Origin of the sequence: Trichocoleus sp. FACHB-6 (assembly GCF_014695815.1) — a bacterium.
Classification (GTDB): Bacteria; Cyanobacteriota; Cyanobacteriia; order Cyanobacteriales; family FACHB-T130; genus Funiculus; species Funiculus sociatus.
The window spans coordinates 14,993-30,992 of sequence record NZ_JACJOY010000056.1; the positions used below are offsets into that span (position 1 = coordinate 14,993).

The window sequence follows — 16,000 nt, forward strand, 5'->3', positions numbered from 1 at the left end:
ATCGTTTCCAGACTGGGTCTGGGAACGAGGGTTTGTTCTTTTGCCTTTTTACTTTTTACTTTCTGGAGGCGGTGTTGAGCGTTTAACTGGCTTCGGCAGGGGTTCCCGGCGTTTGGGTTGCGGGGCTGCTGCTGCTGGTCTGTCTCCTGCGGGACGCATGGGACGCTCTCGATTGCCTGTTGGTCTTCTGCCTGGAGGACGACCCCCCCCACCTCGGAACGGCTTCTTGCCCGGAATCTTCCTGGGAGGAAGACGACCAATATCTTTGCTCTCCTGAATCACCAAGTTGTTACCTTGCCGCTGCACTTGCACATCCATGAAGTGACCAACAGCTTTGTCTTGGACAATGCCCTTGAGTTTCAACTTGAAAAACTTGGGATTTTCCTCGTCCTTGCGGGGAGACTGCTTGATCTTGATGACGATGTCTTCTTCTTCTGGCGACTGATAAATCACCTCGCCGCGAATGGAAAAATAACCATCGTTGGCTACACTTTCGTCGCTTTGAGCATCCGTTTGAGCATCGGTTAGTTCGGTTGATTCTGCCTCAGACTCAGGCGGCGGTTGATTCAGTCTTTCAGGCTCCCAGACACCCACAATTTGGACGTGCAAGTTGCCGTCTTCTTGTCGCATTCGGGGATAAACAACCCACAGGTGTTCTTGCTCCAAGTTCAGGTGATTTTTCACCAAACTCATAACTCGACCCAGTAGCACGGCATCGATGTCTGTTCCATCTGATGCCAGAAGCATTCCTCGCGTAAATTGCTCTTCGGAGGAGGTGTATTTACCCCGTACCAGGCCAATTGCCCGGTACTGCATGGGTTCGCTGGGCGGGGGAATTGGTTGTTGCCTTGTGGCAGTATCATCAGAGACAGGCACTTGTGTTGTTTCCGAATCGCTGTTCGGCATTGTATCGGCTGGTATTAGCGGATTGGGCGTTTGTGGTGGCTCTGGCTTGGGATCACCAGAAGACTCAGGTAAGTCGGAAAACCGATTCACAGAAGGACTCATATTACTCCTCGCGGCGGAGACACATCCCCTTAGGGGGAGTCAGTCAGCTCATTGTACTGAATGCAGAGATGCGACTGGTAGATCCGCAATGTTTTTGCACGAAACTAAGCAAAAACTCCTATAGAATATCAAATTTAATACAATGCTGCCACTATTTTAGAGCTTGGAGGCGGTGAGGCAGCTTGTCGTAAGTGCAAAAGTGGAAAATCCGTTTGTGGTCGATAATGTCAATAGAGTTCAATGCAGTTGTGTGTCCAAAAAACGCGGTCGCTGGTTAATTAATTTGGTATTGGTGCTGGGTGTACTGGTGTTTGTAGGTGTGTCGATTATTCCGCTGGTAGGTATGGTTTTTGAGCAAAAGCCGCCTTCCACTGGAGCGACACCTGTAGCAAGCCAGACGAGCCAACCACCTGTCAATCAGTCGGAATTAGAAGCTCAGGCGAAAGGTTATGAATTGGTTTTGCAGAAGGAGCCTGAGAATCAAACGGCGTTGCGAGGGTTGTTGGAAACGCGGCTGAAACTGCGCGACGTTAAGGGCGCGATCGCACCCTTGGAAAAACTGGCGAAACTGAATCCCCAACAGTCTGAGTACGCTGTCTTGCTGGCCCAAGCTAAACAAAAAACTGGCGATTCGGAAGGGAGTGCCCAAACTTATCGCTCGATTTTGACTTCTAAACCGGGAGATATTTATGCTCTGCAAGGTCTTGTAGGTCTTTTGCTCGAACAAAACCGTCCTGAGGCAGCGATAGGGTTGCTACAAGACACTTTGAAAACGGCGACAGATGTGAATCAAGTGCAGCCGGGTAGTGTGGATGTAACTTCGGTGCAGTTGGAGTTGGGTAAGGTTTATGTTGGGCAAAATCGTTTTCCGGAAGCGATCGCTATTTACGATGAGGCAATTAAGGGCAATAAACAGGATTTTCGCCCCATCGTAGCTAAGGCTTATGTGCTTCAACAACAAGGCAAAACTGCCGAAGCTAAGCCCTTATTCGACACTGCTATTGCTTTAGCGCCAGCGGATGTCAAAGACCGAATTAAACAATTGGCTACCCAAACACCTACATCCACCAATTCTCCCGCCAACCCTCCCTCTAATGCTCCTAGTAGTGTGCCTACTATTCCACCACCTCAGCCCGACGAAACAAGAGACTAAAGAAAGTTAGGAGTTATGAGTTTTGCTAAGCCGGAGACTTTGAATCTCCGGATTTTTGAGTTGGCAAAAAGTTAGGACTTAGAAGCTGAAAACTATAAGTTAGGATTATTAACTCATAACTTATAAGTTTCTAAAATTGCCATCGCTCCAAAAACCAAAAACAAGCAGCCACCAATTCCTGTAATTATCCGTTCAGAAATTCGCCCTGCAATCATACGACCGCCCAAGACTGCGATCGCTGCACAAATACTATGCCCCAAAATGGCTCCAGCTGTGACACCCACCGCTGGATAGGATGCTGCCATCGCAATCGTAGCAATCTGTGTGCGATCGCCCCATTCCGCTACAAATGTCAACATAAAGGCTTCCATTACAATCGCCCACTGGCTTTTGTGTTTCGGCATTTTTAACTCAGCTTCTTTCACGGTGCTGAGTGCTTCTTCTGCTTCCGAACAGTCTGCTTCCGCTGGCATTTGGGCAGCATCATAAAGCAACTTTATCCCAAAACCCAAAAACAATGCGATTTCCGCAAACTTAACATAATTCTGGGGTAGTAAAGACGCTACTTGTCCAACTAAAACAGAAAGTATCGTCATCACTGCCAAAGCTGCTACAACTCCAGTAAATACCAATCTTCGGGAGTGGCGCATTGCCAAAATCACAGCAATAAAAAAGGTTTTATCGCCTAATTCTGAAATTGTAATTAGTAATAAACCTGCGGTAAAAGCTGCCAGCATGGTCTCAAGATCCTCAGAATTTTCTACTTAAATTCCATCTGAGTGAGCTTGATAAGACTATAAAGACCTCACCAAGCTCACATCTTATGTGAACTTAGTGAAGGTCTCGCTCCCAAGGCGGGAAACTTTAGCTGGTGCCACTACGCGCCGTGTCAAGTTTCTCTTTTCTTGTCACCTGAACCAGGCTTATCGCCAGTATGTTGATTCAGATGGGCTAGCAAATTCTCTCGCTAGCAGCTACTCCCCTTCATTATTAGGTAATTTTACCTCGATCTTAGACGAAAGGATAGTAGTGAAATTACCCAAATTAAATTTGGGAATGGGGAATGGGGATTGGGGACTAGGGACTGGGGCTGGGGACTGGGGAATGGGGGCTAGGTAAGACTTTTTCCTCTTCCCCAATCCCTAATCCCTAATCCTCTTCCCCATTTCCTAATCCCTAATCCCCATTCCCCATTCCCCCCTAATACTTCCGTTCTTTCGGTTCAAACATGGTAATCGTCACAGGTTTATACTGAAGGTCAATCCCGGCGGGGGAATAGTAAGCCATCGTGTGTTTAAGGAAATTACTATCGTCTCGCTCTTGATAATCCTCCCGGAAGTGTGCGCCACGACTTTCCTGGCGGTTGAGGGCAGAGGTGAGAATTATCTGACCGACAATTATCAGGCTGCGGAGTTCCATAGCTTCGATGACTTCGGTGTTCCAGAGTTTGCCTTTGTCATCCAGGTAGATATCTTGGGATTGAGAAAGGATTTCTTGCAACTTTGTCAAGCCCTCTCGCATCAGTTCCTCGGTGCGGAAAACACCACAATACTTAGTCATGCAGTCTTGGAAGGCTTCACGCACTTGGTTAATCCGGTATTGCCCTGATTGCTCCAGTAGCGCTTGGATTTTGCAGTGAGCTTCTAGCAAATAGGATTGCTCATCTAGATCCGGCAATTTGCGATTTTGGACAAATTGTGCTATTGAAGCGCCTGTTTTTCGCCCGAAAACGATACACTCAAGCAGGGAATTGCTTCCCAGTCGATTTGCCCCGTGAACGGAGACGCAAGCGGCTTCCCCGGCGGCAAAGAAGGCATCAACTAGGGTGTCTGTGCCACTACGCACTTGACCGCTAGTATTGACGGGGATGCCGCCCATTGAGTAGTGAACGGTAGGGCGGACTGGCATCGGCTGATTTACGGCATCGATACTCAGTAGGCGATGAGCTTCTTCCCAAGCGAAGGGAACCCGATTCATAATTTTTTCTCGCCCCATGTGGCGCAAGTCGAGATAGACAAAGGGGCCACCTGCACTACCATCGGGATGAATGCCACGTCCAGCGCTAATTTCCAGAGCGATCGCGCGCGAAGTAATATCTCTAGGAGCCAGTTCCATGCGGCTAGGGGCGTAATTCGCCATGAAGCGATCGCCCTCACTATTGATCAGATATGCCCCCTCACCCCGCACTGCCTCGGAAATCAGCACCCCCACCGGATACAATCCAGTCGGGTGAAACTGCACAAACTCCATATCTTCCAGCGGCACCCCAGCCAAGGCAGACATCGCCAAACCATCCCCAGTCGAAGCATAGTCATTCGAGGTCGTATTGTAAACTCGACCATACCCGCCTGTAGCGAACATCACCGCCTTCGCCCGGACAACCTCAATTTGCCCATCTAGAAGGTGGTACATCACCACGCCCTTCGCCTGGGCATCTTCCAAAATCAACTGCATCACGTACCACTCATCATAGATACGGACACCGCAACGACGCAGGTTATTAACTAATTCGTGCAGAATTGCGTGACCAGTCTTATCTGCTGCGTAGCAAGTACGATTGTGAGAATGTCCTCCAAAAGCTCTTTGAGCAACGCGACCATCTGGCAACCGGGAAAACAGAACTCCCATGTGTTCTAGGTCAATTACCACATCTGGAGCCTCGCGGGTCAGGATTGCCACCGCGTCCTGATCCGCCAAGTAGTCCGAACCCTTGACGGTATCAAAGGCATGAGCTTCCCAACTGTCTTCGGCATCTACATTTTTCAGGGTTGCCGCCATGCCACCTTGGGCGGCGACAGAGTGGGAACGAATCGGGTGAGTTTTGGCAACAAGAGCTACATTCAAACTGGGGTCGGTGCGGACAATCTCCAGGGCGGCACGACACCCCGCTAATCCACCTCCCACAATGATGACATCGTGTTCAAGCATCTTTAGTCTGATATCTGGAATTCCTATCTCTATGAGTAACGCAAAAAAAAACTTCCCTACCAGAAAGCAGGGAAGTTTTTTTATAAATTAGTCCGTTGTCCGTTGATAGCTGGCCACTAACCACTGGCCACTACCATGTAAGCGTCTCTGGTAAGCCGAGGAGCCACGCGAAAAGCTTTACCCACTGACTACTGACCCAGGCGAGACGCCTGTGCTACGAATAGACTGTTCAGCTGGTTACTTCAGCAGCTTTTTGGTAGGGCAAACTTCCACCTACAGTCTCAGTTGTGTCTGCTGTATCCATAGCAGCAACTTCAATGTGGTTAAACAACGTAGTCACGAAGGCAAATAGCAAGAAGGGCAGAGACAATACGAGGATAAGTCCCACGGTGGCTAGGGCGTAGATTTGACGAGTGCTACTCCACAGGGCAAGTGCCGAGGCTAAACTAATGAAAATCACAATCAACCAAATGATGATTTGACCGTAGATATCGCCAAAAGAGAGGGTACAGACGAAGCGATACTTTTGCATTTTATCCATGACGTTTTCCTCGCAACATTCCTTTAAATTTCTAGGTTAAAGTTCGGACTGGGTAATGACCAATTTCTAAATCTTTTTCAAAGAGTTGCAACAGGACTTTACAATTCTGCGCGATCGCAAGTTTGGTCTAGGCGGCTTTGGGGTGCTACGCATCCTTCTTTTGGCTGAAAAAATTGCGTTACTGAACTTTGAAGCCGTCCCTAGGAAAATCTTATTAAAAAAAAAATACCAGTTACGCATATTTGTAGGATAGGCGAGACACCTGCCCTACGTGCAACTTCCTGCACAAAGTCAAAGGTAATGCACCTTATGGGTATTGTATAAATTACCAATCTTTTAAATTTACCTACGTATAATTACGTAAAAAAATTGTCAAAAGTTGATAACTTTGGGAGTAATTCCAGTTGCGATCGCTCTGTTGCTCATAGCGCAGGCTAGAACGGTATCCACCCACTTCAATAGTGTGGCTGCAATTAGGCTCGTCTAGGTAATCGAAATACTTTACACAAACATCATAATTTCCTCAGCAAAATAACTTTTATTAGTAATAATCAATACATACAATACATATATAACAAAAATTATGCACCACAGATGGGAGAATTTATGGGGGAATTTTTACAAAGTTTTTTGACTTCAAACTCATTTATTCCCCACGGCCATTGTTACCTGTGGAAGCCTGGTTTGGTGTGGCTGCATATCGCCTCAGATTCTCTAATTGCCTTAGCCTATTACTCTATTCCTATTACCCTCTTAAACTTTGTCCAAAAGCGACGGGATTTACCCTTCGATTGGATATTCTTGCTATTTGGAGCCTTCATAGTTTCTTGTGGCACAACCCATGTGATGGAAGTGTGGACGCTCTGGCACCCGACCTATTGGCTTTCCGGTATGCTAAAAGCCATTACCGCGGGAATTTCCCTTTATACAGCAGTGCTACTGGTACGGATAATTCCCCAAGCCCTAGCGTTGCCAAACTCGACACAACTAGAAGCAGTTAACCGGAAACTGGAAGCCGAAATCATTGAGCGATCGCGTATTGAAGAGCAGCTGGTGCGATCGCAACATATGCTACAGCTAGTGATGGACAACATCCCACAATTCATCTTTTGGAAAGATAGAAATTCAGTTTATATAGGTTGCAATCGCAGTTTTGCCACAATGGCTGGCATTGACAATCCAGAGGATATCGTTGGGCTGACAGACTACGACTTGCCTTGGAAGCAGGAGGAAACAGAATTCTTCCGCAAGTGCGACGCTCGCGTGATGGAGAGGGACAAGCCAGAATATCACATAATTGAACCGATCCTGCAAGCTGATGGCAAACAATCGTGGGCGGACACTAACAAAATTCCCCTCCATGATGCAGAGGGAAAAGTTGTAGGCATCCTTGGCACTATAGAAGACATTACCGAGCGTAAACTGGCAGAGGAAGAACTGCGTAAAAGCCGGAATCGTTTTGATTTGGCTGTTCTTGGTTCCAGAGATGGCTTGTGGGATTGGGATCTTCAAAGCAACGAAGTTTATTTCTCGCCGCAATGGAAGAGTATGCTCGGTTTTGCGGAGCATGAACTGCAAAATAATTGGGATGCGTGGAAAAATCGGATACATCCGGATGATAGCGATCGCATACTAGCCAATATCGAAGCTTGTTGGGATGGACTAACTCCTCATTGGGAAGTAGAATACCGCTTGCAGCACAAAAATGGCTCTTATCGATGGATTTTCGGGCGGGGAGCGGCGCTATTTGATGCCAACGGCAGAGCTATCCGCATAGCGGGTTCCCACACAGATATTACCGAGCGCAAAGCTGCCCAAGAAGCTTTGGAAAAAGCTAAACATGAGCTGGAAAAAAGCTATAACCTCTTGCGTGCGGCGATCGATGGCACTCCAGATGTCATCTTTGCCAAGGATATACAGGGACGCTACATATTAGTTAACACCTCTGCTGCCCATTTATATAGCCAGCCGGCAGCGGAAATTATTGGTAAAGATGACACATTATTATTTTCGCCCCAAATGGCACAGCGACAAGCTGAAATTGACCGGAGGGCGATCGCTACCGGGCTTCCCCAGCGATCTGAAGAAGTTTTCACGCTCCGGGGAATTACACTAACTTATCTATTGACCAAAAGTCCCTACCGCGACGCGCAAGGAAACATCATCGGTGTTGTTGGTATCGCCCAAAACGTTACTTCCCGCAAACAGGCTCTTGATGCCTTAAAAAAAATCAACGAAGAATTAGAAAGCCGAGTTGAGGAACGCACAACACTTCTTAGAGATGCTAACCAGAAATTGCAGCGCGAAATTGCCGAGCGCACCGCTACTGAAGAGGCGTTACGAATTAGCAACCAAACTTTGGAAACGCTAATTGAAGCTTCCCCGGTAGCGATCGCCACCATCTCTGTTGATGGCAAGGTGATGATGTGGAACCCAGCCGCAGAGAGACTTTTTGGCTGGAGCGAACAAGAAGTTATGGGTCGCCCTCTGCCCATCGTTCCTCCAAGTGAACAAGAGCAAGCCCTTACCCTACTTCAATCTGAGATGCAGGGGCAGGTACCTTCTGGCATCGAATTACGCCGCCAGAGGAAAGACGGTTCATTGATTCATGTCAGCCTCTGGACAGCACCGATGTTTAATAGCAGTGGCGTTGTGATTGGTAGCATCGGCTTATTGATTGATATCAGCGCCAGAGTGCAAGCCGAAGACGCATTACGGGAGAGCCAACAGCGACTACAGGCAATTTTGGATAACTCCCCAGCAGTCATTTACCTCAAAGACCACGACGGGCGATACCTTCTGGTCAACCGCCAGTGGGTCAGCCTGTTTCATGTCTCTTTAGAGGAAGCCAAAGGTAAAACTGACTGGGATCTTTTTCCTTATGAATTAGCGATCGCATTTCGGGAGAACGATCGAAAGGTACTCGAAAGCGGAACTGGTTTAAAAATTGAGGAAGTTGCCCCTCTAGACGATGGACTCCACACCTACCTGTCGATTAAGTTTCCTCTATACGACTCTGCTGGCGTATCTTATGCCATTTGCGGGATCTCCACTGACATAACCGAACGCAAAGTCGCTGAGGAGAAACTGCGGCAGTCGGAAGCAAAATTTCGCGAAGTAGCGACTAGGGAAGCACTACTCAATCGCCTTGCGAGCCAGATTCGCGCTTCCCTTGATTTGGATACACTTTTAGAAACAGCCGTACTCGAAATCCACAGCCAGTTAGAGATTGATGTTTGCCTGTTTAGTTGGTATCGTCCCAACGGCACTCGTCCTGGTTGGATGGTCGTAAAAGATGCCAAAAATCCCGATTTGCCCAGCTTCCGGGGTTTATATCCGTTGGAAAACTGGCATCCCTTCACATCTGCGCTAGTAAATCTGGAAATATTCCGAGTGGACGATGTTACTCAGAGTGATTTGGCAGTGCAGGAGATGTTAAAGCCATATAATGCGGCTTCTCTGTTGTCGCTGCCAATTCAGACGCAATCAGGCAAGTTAGGTGCGGTGACGTGTGGGCGCTTGGTTTCCCAGCAATCTTGGGCAGAAGAGGAGTTGGAACTGCTACAAGCAGTATGCAACCAACTAGCGATCGCTATCGACCAAGCCGCACTCTACAAACAAAGTCGCACCACTGCTGCTGCTGCCCAAGCGCAAGCCACTCAGCTAGAACAAACCCTGCGCGAACTCCAACAAACCCAAGCCCAACTCGTTCAAAGTGAAAAAATGTCTAGTTTGGGACAGATGGTGGCTGGTGTCGCTCACGAAATCAACAATCCCGTTAACTTCATCTACGGCAATCTTATTCATACTAATGAATATGCCGAAGACTTACTCCGTTTGTTGGAACTTTACCAGAAATACTATCCTCATCCAGCAGAGGAAATTCAAGCTTCTATTGCCGCAATTGACCTGGAATTCATCCAACAAGACCTGCCCAAAATCCTATCATCAATGAAAATGGGAGCCGACCGCATCCGGCAAATTGTCTTATCGTTGCGTAACTTCTCGCGACTGGATGAATCCGAAATGAAACAGGTGGACATTCACGATGGGTTAGATAGCACTCTACTGATTCTGCAAAATCGTCTGAAACCCAAACCAGATCGTCCTGCTATCCAGGTGATTAAAGAGTATGGCAACCTGCCGCAGGTAGAATGCTACGCCGGACAACTCAATCAGGTGTTTATGAATATTCTCAGTAACGCTATTGATGTACTAGAAATGGGGAATGGGGAACGGGGAATGGCGAACCGGGACTGGGGACTCGTGAATAGGGAATTTCCCATCCAAAATCCAACTCCCACTCACCCCTCTTTATTAAAGGGGAAAGCCAAAATTCAAAATCCGGAAATTCGGATTTTTACCGAGGTGCAAGATGACAATCAAGTGCTGATTCGGATTGCTGACAACGGGCCAGGTATGACCGAGGAGGTACAACGTCGGTTATTCGATCCTTTCTTTACAACTAAACCTGTCGGTGCAGGTACAGGTTTAGGGATGTCTATTAGTTACCAAATTGTGGTAGAAAAACATGGCGGTCAATTGCAGTGTATTTCAGCACCAGGGCAGGGCGCACAATTCCTCGTCCAGATTCCGATTGGGCAGAACAAGCGGCAAGTGCTGGCTGAGAAAATCATGCCTTAAAATTTGAGTGGCGTTTGTAGCGATCGCGCTTTTAGCAGTGACTGTTCAGGAGTCCCCCGCCTACATCACCAAAAGGGAAAAGCGACAAGTAAGTTTTACAACTTTTAATTTCTAGTTTAAAATTGCATCCCAATCTTGTTGCTGTGGGCGCTCGTGCGGAACGTATATCATAAAAAAAGCAAATTGTCTTGATTCAGCATGACTTCTCACCCTGTGCAAAGTAACTTCAACAGAGACTCTGACCCTAGTGAACATAAACCTTCTGGCGATCCTGGTTTGCGCGGATTTGCCAATCGTCTTGCTAAAACGATGGAGCGAGATGCTTTAGTTCAAAAAACTACCGACGAGCTAAGAGATTTTCTTCAGGTCGATCGAGTAGTTTTATATTACTTTTATCGCCATTGGAAAGGTCAAGTTACATTTGAGTCTTTAAATTCTGACGAGTTCTCAATTTTCGGAACGACAGGAGCTGATGACTGCTTTAATGATAACTATGCAGAAATGTACCTAGAGGGAAGGGTAAGAGCGATCGCAGATATTGAATTAGAACCCATCCACCCTTGTCACCGCGATTTTCTCCGCAGCATCCAGGTTCGCGCTAACTTAGTAGTACCGATTCTGAATCCTTCCAGGTTGTGGGGCTTGCTAGTTGCTCATCACTGCCAACATCCTCGTCCCTGGCTCCCCTCAGATATCGAAACCATGCAAAAAGCAGCAGAAACTCTCGCCACTTCTAGTTCAATCCGAGAAAGCTAAACAGTAGTTGAATTTTGTGTGCTGGGTGGAGCCACGAAACCCAGCACACATAGAAATTCAGTCAATTCAATCGAAACTCATCAAACTTTACCACCTTAGATTCTTCCACCGTATCAAAGCGGTAACTACTCACCGTACCCGTCCCCGTGTCCAATATACTGAACGCCGTAATTTCATTACTCGCCACATACGGCAACGGTTTCCCATCCTCAGCCATCAGCGGCGCAATTGTAGGCACAACCGCCTCCAACCCATTCGGATCGCCCGTTACCGCATAATTTTCCTTATTAAAGCCATCTGGTACAGGTCGCTTCTTGTCGCCAACAGCAGCACCATAAGAGTTGCCCACATTAGAAGTTTCCAGAAAGTGCATCCCGCTAGGACTCACAAAACGATTCCATAAATGCGAGTGTCCATAAAACACCAGCTGCACCCCAGCCGCCTCTAGCAGTGGCTTCACATCCCGGATAATATAATCGGCTTCCTTGGGATACTCGTAACGAACAGATTTTATGCTGCCATTCGCATTTACTTCCCGCACTTGCACCGGGTCAGTATATGCAGGAACAATATTGTCACCCAGAGAATGGGGGGGATGATGCAACATCACCATTTTATATTTAGCTTGGCGAAACTCCGAACCCGATAGCTCTGTTTCTAACCATTTATACTGCTTGCTGCCCTTAGCAATTGGCTCAAAGATGTGCTGTCCATAACCCCAATTTTCCGGGTTATTCAAATCTTGCTCTCGTTCGCGGTATCTTCCCCTAGTCTTCTCTTCAAGTCCCCAATAACGCCACATATTCGTAGCGTACAACACCACCAAACGCACATCCCCAAAGGTGAGAGCGTAGTATTTTTCTCCACCTTCTTTGCTCTGGGGTAAAGTAAAAATTTCTTCGTAGGTGTCGGTATTAAAAGAATTGTCTTTCAACCAAGCTTCGCGCACCTTTGGGTCGTCACTATTGTTTAATTGCGCCGCATTTTTTGTATATATTTCCTCAGCAGCTTTCCGGGGAAACGAGTCATCAAACTGCTCGTTTAAACTTTTATCCATCGAGAAGCGTCCCATGACTTCATGGTTGCCAATGGCGGTATAAATTGGGGCGTGTTGAATAATTTCTCCGCCTCGATAAACTGTTTTGATGCCATTGCGATCGCTTATCGTTTTCGCCCGTCCTTGGAAACAAGGAAAAAAAGCACCTCCACGGTCATCATCAAACCACTCGCTAGCACGGTCGGGAACGTTTACCAAGTCCCCGACCATGAAAACAGCATCGAATTTTCCCATAGTCTCAACTGCCTTCTGAAGATTGGCAGCTGTCATCGGTTTGAGTTGGTGATCAGAAGTCAGCAGGATTTTCAGTGGCGTTCCCTGTGGAGGTTTAGGGGCGAGGGTGAACACCTCGCTAGTTACAGCCTCACCATCTTCCTGTTCGCTAGTCACGCGATAAGGCACACGTTTGCCTGGAGTTAACTCAGTAACTTCTGCCTCGTGCCGCCAGATATCGCGTCTAGTTGGCTGCTGGTATTTATTATCCTCAGTTTGGTTCCCTACCTTTGATTCCTGGTCTTCCCTGGTGCGGCTGAGTTTGGTGCTAGTGGCGACGACACTTTGAGCGAAATTTTCACCGTAGGCGACACGATGACGAGTGCCAGCAAATTCAGTAAACCAAACAACTCGCACGCTCGTCTCGCTGGGCAGTTGCAGAAATGGGGCAGTCAGCAGCTGATTTTGGGATGTCATAACTGGCTGTGGGGTTAATAGCACAATTATTAGACTAACGGCTGCCAGAAGCAAAAACACAGCCGGAGCGAGTATGGTACGACTGGTGAGGCGTTGAAACATCGCTGTTTTTCCTGGGAGGGAAGGACGCGATTTTCCAAGGGGATAACCCCTTTGAAGGGTTCGCGCCAAAATATGTTTGTAGGGTGAGCATTTGCCCACCCTACAAAGGTTAACTCTTATTAATCGGAGTGGCGGGATTCGAACCCACGACCTCAGCTACCCCAAAGCTGCGCGCTACCAACCTGCGCTACACCCCGGCACAGTCTTAAATTATATAATGTCTTTTTCTAAATTGTCAAGAGCAATTTAGAAAACCTTTAAAACTTGCGTGGCTTGCACCAAACCTGGAACCGCATCCGCCGACCAATTCCCTTCTGCCCGCCTCCCGGTGTTCAAGATAAAGCGAAGACTGTAGGCATGGGGATAACCTTCTACTTCCATCCAGAGTAAATCGCTTTCCGCCTCACAGGAAATTTTTTCTTCATCCATCAATTCATCGGCACTCTGGGCCATACTTTGAGCCAACTGCTCCAGCAATCGGCAAAATTCAGTTAATTCCGCTTCCGTCAGCTCAATCGCCCAATCTTCGCCACCTACTAAACCTTTAAATTCAGAGGTATTGGGGTTCCAGCCAATGCGCCAACCAAGTCCACTTTTAACCACACGTTCCATAGACATTAAAAATTAAAAATTGAAGAACTTCTATTCGATTTTTAATTTTTCATTTTTTAACAGCTGAGCATCCCCCGGTTGGGGCAATTGCCTGCGTTGGGGTGTGGCCTGTGGTACAGGTGAGGAAGTGGAAGATGGTGGTGTTGTTGCGTTCTGGGCATTACCGCCAAAAAAGCTAACTAAGACTTGAACTAAGGCATCTCGTTGCGCTCGATTCATCCGACTAACAGCAGCGCGATCGCCTTCTAAAGGATTTTTCCGCAAACTATCATAACCCGGATACACGGATTCGACTATCAATTCATTTGCACCCAGATAGTCAGCCAAAGTCAGCTTCCAATCGAGGCGATAATTCGGTGGACGTGACTTTACATATACGTGATACCGGATCAAGCGACTCACTAAAGTGTTTTCTGTCGCCGCCTTACCAGTTTCCTTACTGATGTATTGATTTTCCCGTGGCAAATCCGGTAGGCGTTGATAAACTTGTTGCCAGACATTCTCTGTCCTCACTATCTGGGCGTTAGCAGGATGAAGCAGGAAGGATGTAGGATGAAGGGAAAAATCAAGGATGCTTGCCCAAACGCATAGACACGTTGCTGTTAGGACAAGGGTAAAACGCGCAATTGGGTTGAGAAACCTCCTACTTTGTCTTTTCATCTTCCCTCACATAAAAATACTGCTGAGTGCCTTGGCTCATAGTGCTGAGTAAGGAGTCAGGAGTTAAGAGGGAAAAGAAATTCTCCCTTATCTCCCTTCCCCTCTACTTCTTTCCTAGTCGCCAATAATCTCCGGTTGGGTCAGTTCATCGGACATTTCAATAATTGCCCGCATCACTGGCTTCATCATCGGATCGTCTAGATTATCAAAGTCTTCATAGCGACGGCGCTTGGCACGATTCGCCACCTGAACCGTAATCCGGTAGCGATTGGAAGCCGCACTAACCAATTCTTCAGCCCGGTACATAATTAAAGCTGAATCAAACTTGGAACGCTTAAGCATAGGGTTGTATTTGTTATTAGTGGTTAGTGGTGGTATACGAGGGACGTTATTTGATGAAAGCGAGCGTTGCACACTTCAGTTTAGCAGGAGACCCAAAGCCTTTGGGGTTGTTAGCAGTCCAGATCCGCTTTAGGGGGAATGTCTCAAAGTGCAAAGAATCGTTTAATATTGTTTAAATTATTGTCAAAGTATAGAGTTCTGAAAACAAACTTTTCGGGTATTACAGTTCATGCAAACCATTGTCGCACCTAGTGTTAAGCCGTTGGGTCAAGTTAATAGCCATCCCCTGAAGCTTGTTGCGCTGGGAGACAGCATTGTTTATGGATACGGCGATCCTGAAGGTGGTGGTTGGGTGGAAAGGCTGCGGCGGCGCTGGATGTTGCCGGATAGTCCGGGACACGTCCTCTACAATTTGGGTGTCCGGGGTGACTGCGTAAAGCAAGTACAAGAGCGTTTAGAGCAGGAGTTTCGCCATCGGGGTGAATTGAGAAATCGCGTCCCGGATGCGATCGCGTTGTCGGTGGGGGTAAATGATTCGGCACGACTGGCGCGAATTACAGGGCGAAATTTCACCGATTTTGAAGTTTTCCAAGCTGAAATGGCAGCTTTGCTGGAAAAAGCACAACATCTTTGTCCCGTGTTATTTGTGGGAATGGTGCCAGTCGATGAGGAGAAAATGCCATTTTTCGATTGTTTATACTTCAATCATGCCGACCAGTATCGGTATAAAGAAGCGACTCGCCTAGCGTGTGTGGCGCGACAGATTCCATATCTGGATATTTTTGATTTGTGGCTAGATCGGGGTAAAGATTGGTGGCGATCGCGTCTTACCCCAGACGGACTCCACCCTAACGTTTTAGGCTATCAAGCATTGCTGCAAGATGTCCTCAACTGGGAGCCAATGCAACAATTTTCTTAATTCAGCTTAACGACAGCCTAAACTATCCCGTGTCGAGACACCAGTCACTGGGTTGATCCCGCTAGCGCGATCGCATAACTTAGTCACTTCATAGCGGTCAATCAAAGCATCGGTAAAATCAGCACCAGTGATGTTTGTATTGTAAAAACGCGATCGCATCAAAGTCGCTTCCGTGAGGATAGCATTACTTAAATCAGCCTCATCTAACGTCACCCGATCTACCAAAGCGCCAGTCAAGTTTGCACCTCGCAAATTTGCTCCCAATAAAACGCCCTTTGTCAATATGGCATTAGTAAGATCGGCTCCTTGAAAATTTGTCTTCCGCATTTCGGCAGACACAAACACCCCACCCACTAAATCTGCATTTGAGAAATCCCGGTTATTCAAATTAATATTTGTGTAATTAATTCCATCTAGCTGAGCCAAAACTGGAGTAGCACTCAACATCACCCAGAACCAGGCAAGAACCAGCACTATCAGGAGTTACGCAGTTGAACTGAAGATGCGGTAGAAGGAAGGAATGAATTGTTAGCTTCCATCGTTTCCAGTGCCTCTATGTGAACGTTGAACTGAAGATGCGGTAGAAGG

The 16,000-nt window shown here is 47.3% G+C and carries 13 protein-coding genes and 1 tRNA gene; 4 read left to right on the forward strand and 10 right to left on the reverse strand.

The window, feature by feature from the left end; translation table 11 throughout:
• Positions 1-48: 48 nt before the first annotated feature.
• Positions 49-1,008 carry a hypothetical protein gene (locus H6F66_RS10620; protein WP_190420950.1) on the reverse strand — a complete coding sequence of 320 codons (960 nt, stop codon included), beginning with the start codon at positions 1,006-1,008 and terminating at the stop codon, positions 49-51.
• A gap of 250 nt (positions 1,009-1,258) precedes the next feature.
• Between H6F66_RS10620 and H6F66_RS10625 the strand changes: the two genes are divergently transcribed.
• Positions 1,259-2,161 (forward strand): tetratricopeptide repeat protein, encoded by a 903-nt coding sequence (locus tag H6F66_RS10625; RefSeq protein WP_190420952.1) that lies wholly within the window; start codon positions 1,259-1,261, stop codon positions 2,159-2,161.
• A gap of 113 nt (positions 2,162-2,274) precedes the next feature.
• On the opposite strand, the gene H6F66_RS10630 is transcribed toward H6F66_RS10625, so the two are convergent.
• The 3 genes from H6F66_RS10630 to H6F66_RS10640 form a co-directional block, all read right to left on the reverse strand.
• Positions 2,275-2,898, reverse strand: coding sequence for a TMEM165/GDT1 family protein (locus H6F66_RS10630; protein WP_190420954.1), 624 nt, complete (start codon positions 2,896-2,898; stop codon positions 2,275-2,277).
• Positions 2,899-3,361: 463 nt separating this feature from the next.
• Complete coding sequence (locus tag H6F66_RS10635; RefSeq protein ID WP_190420956.1) at positions 3,362-5,089, reverse strand: succinate dehydrogenase/fumarate reductase flavoprotein subunit; 1,728 nt, start codon at positions 5,087-5,089, stop codon at positions 3,362-3,364.
• Between the two features lie 229 nt (positions 5,090-5,318).
• Positions 5,319-5,630, reverse strand: coding sequence for a hypothetical protein (locus H6F66_RS10640; protein ID WP_190420958.1), 312 nt, complete (start codon positions 5,628-5,630; stop codon positions 5,319-5,321).
• A 630-nt stretch (positions 5,631-6,260) separates the two neighbouring features.
• Here H6F66_RS10640 and H6F66_RS10645 point away from each other — a divergent pair.
• Both H6F66_RS10645 and H6F66_RS10650 read left to right on the forward strand, forming a co-directional pair.
• Positions 6,261-10,274, forward strand: coding sequence for a PAS domain S-box protein (locus H6F66_RS10645; protein WP_190420960.1), 4,014 nt, complete (start codon positions 6,261-6,263; stop codon positions 10,272-10,274).
• Between the two features lie 198 nt (positions 10,275-10,472).
• Complete coding sequence (locus H6F66_RS10650) at positions 10,473-11,030, forward strand: GAF domain-containing protein (RefSeq protein WP_190420962.1); 558 nt, start codon at positions 10,473-10,475, stop codon at positions 11,028-11,030.
• Between the two features lie 61 nt (positions 11,031-11,091).
• On the opposite strand, the gene H6F66_RS10655 is transcribed toward H6F66_RS10650, so the two are convergent.
• From H6F66_RS10655 to H6F66_RS10675, 5 genes are all read right to left on the reverse strand, one after another.
• The gene (locus H6F66_RS10655) at positions 11,092-12,879 is read right to left on the reverse strand and encodes a metallophosphoesterase (protein ID WP_190420965.1); all 1,788 of its coding nucleotides are present in this window, start codon (positions 12,877-12,879) and stop codon (positions 11,092-11,094) included.
• A 123-nt stretch (positions 12,880-13,002) separates the two neighbouring features.
• Positions 13,003-13,076: transfer RNA gene (locus H6F66_RS10660), tRNA-Pro, on the reverse strand.
• Positions 13,077-13,125: 49 nt separating this feature from the next.
• Positions 13,126-13,491, reverse strand: coding sequence for a DUF1818 family protein (locus tag H6F66_RS10665; RefSeq protein ID WP_190420972.1), 366 nt, complete (start codon positions 13,489-13,491; stop codon positions 13,126-13,128).
• 30 nt (positions 13,492-13,521) lie between these two features.
• Positions 13,522-14,064 (reverse strand): hypothetical protein, encoded by a 543-nt coding sequence (locus H6F66_RS27630; protein ID WP_347269362.1) that lies wholly within the window; start codon positions 14,062-14,064, stop codon positions 13,522-13,524.
• A 201-nt stretch (positions 14,065-14,265) separates the two neighbouring features.
• Complete coding sequence (locus H6F66_RS10675) at positions 14,266-14,493, reverse strand: DNA-directed RNA polymerase subunit omega (protein ID WP_190420966.1); 228 nt, start codon at positions 14,491-14,493, stop codon at positions 14,266-14,268.
• A gap of 229 nt (positions 14,494-14,722) precedes the next feature.
• On the opposite strand from H6F66_RS10675, the gene H6F66_RS10680 reads away from it, so the two are divergent.
• Positions 14,723-15,412: a GDSL-type esterase/lipase family protein gene (locus tag H6F66_RS10680; RefSeq protein WP_190420969.1), complete on the forward strand. Its 690-nt coding sequence runs from the start codon at positions 14,723-14,725 to the stop codon at positions 15,410-15,412.
• Positions 15,413-15,418: 6 nt separating this feature from the next.
• Here the strand turns inward: H6F66_RS10680 and H6F66_RS10685 are convergent, their stop codons facing one another.
• A complete protein-coding gene (locus tag H6F66_RS10685) occupies positions 15,419-15,859 on the reverse strand; it encodes a pentapeptide repeat-containing protein (protein WP_190420973.1) in 441 nt (146 codons plus the stop codon).
• Between the last annotated feature and the right edge of the window lie 141 nt (positions 15,860-16,000).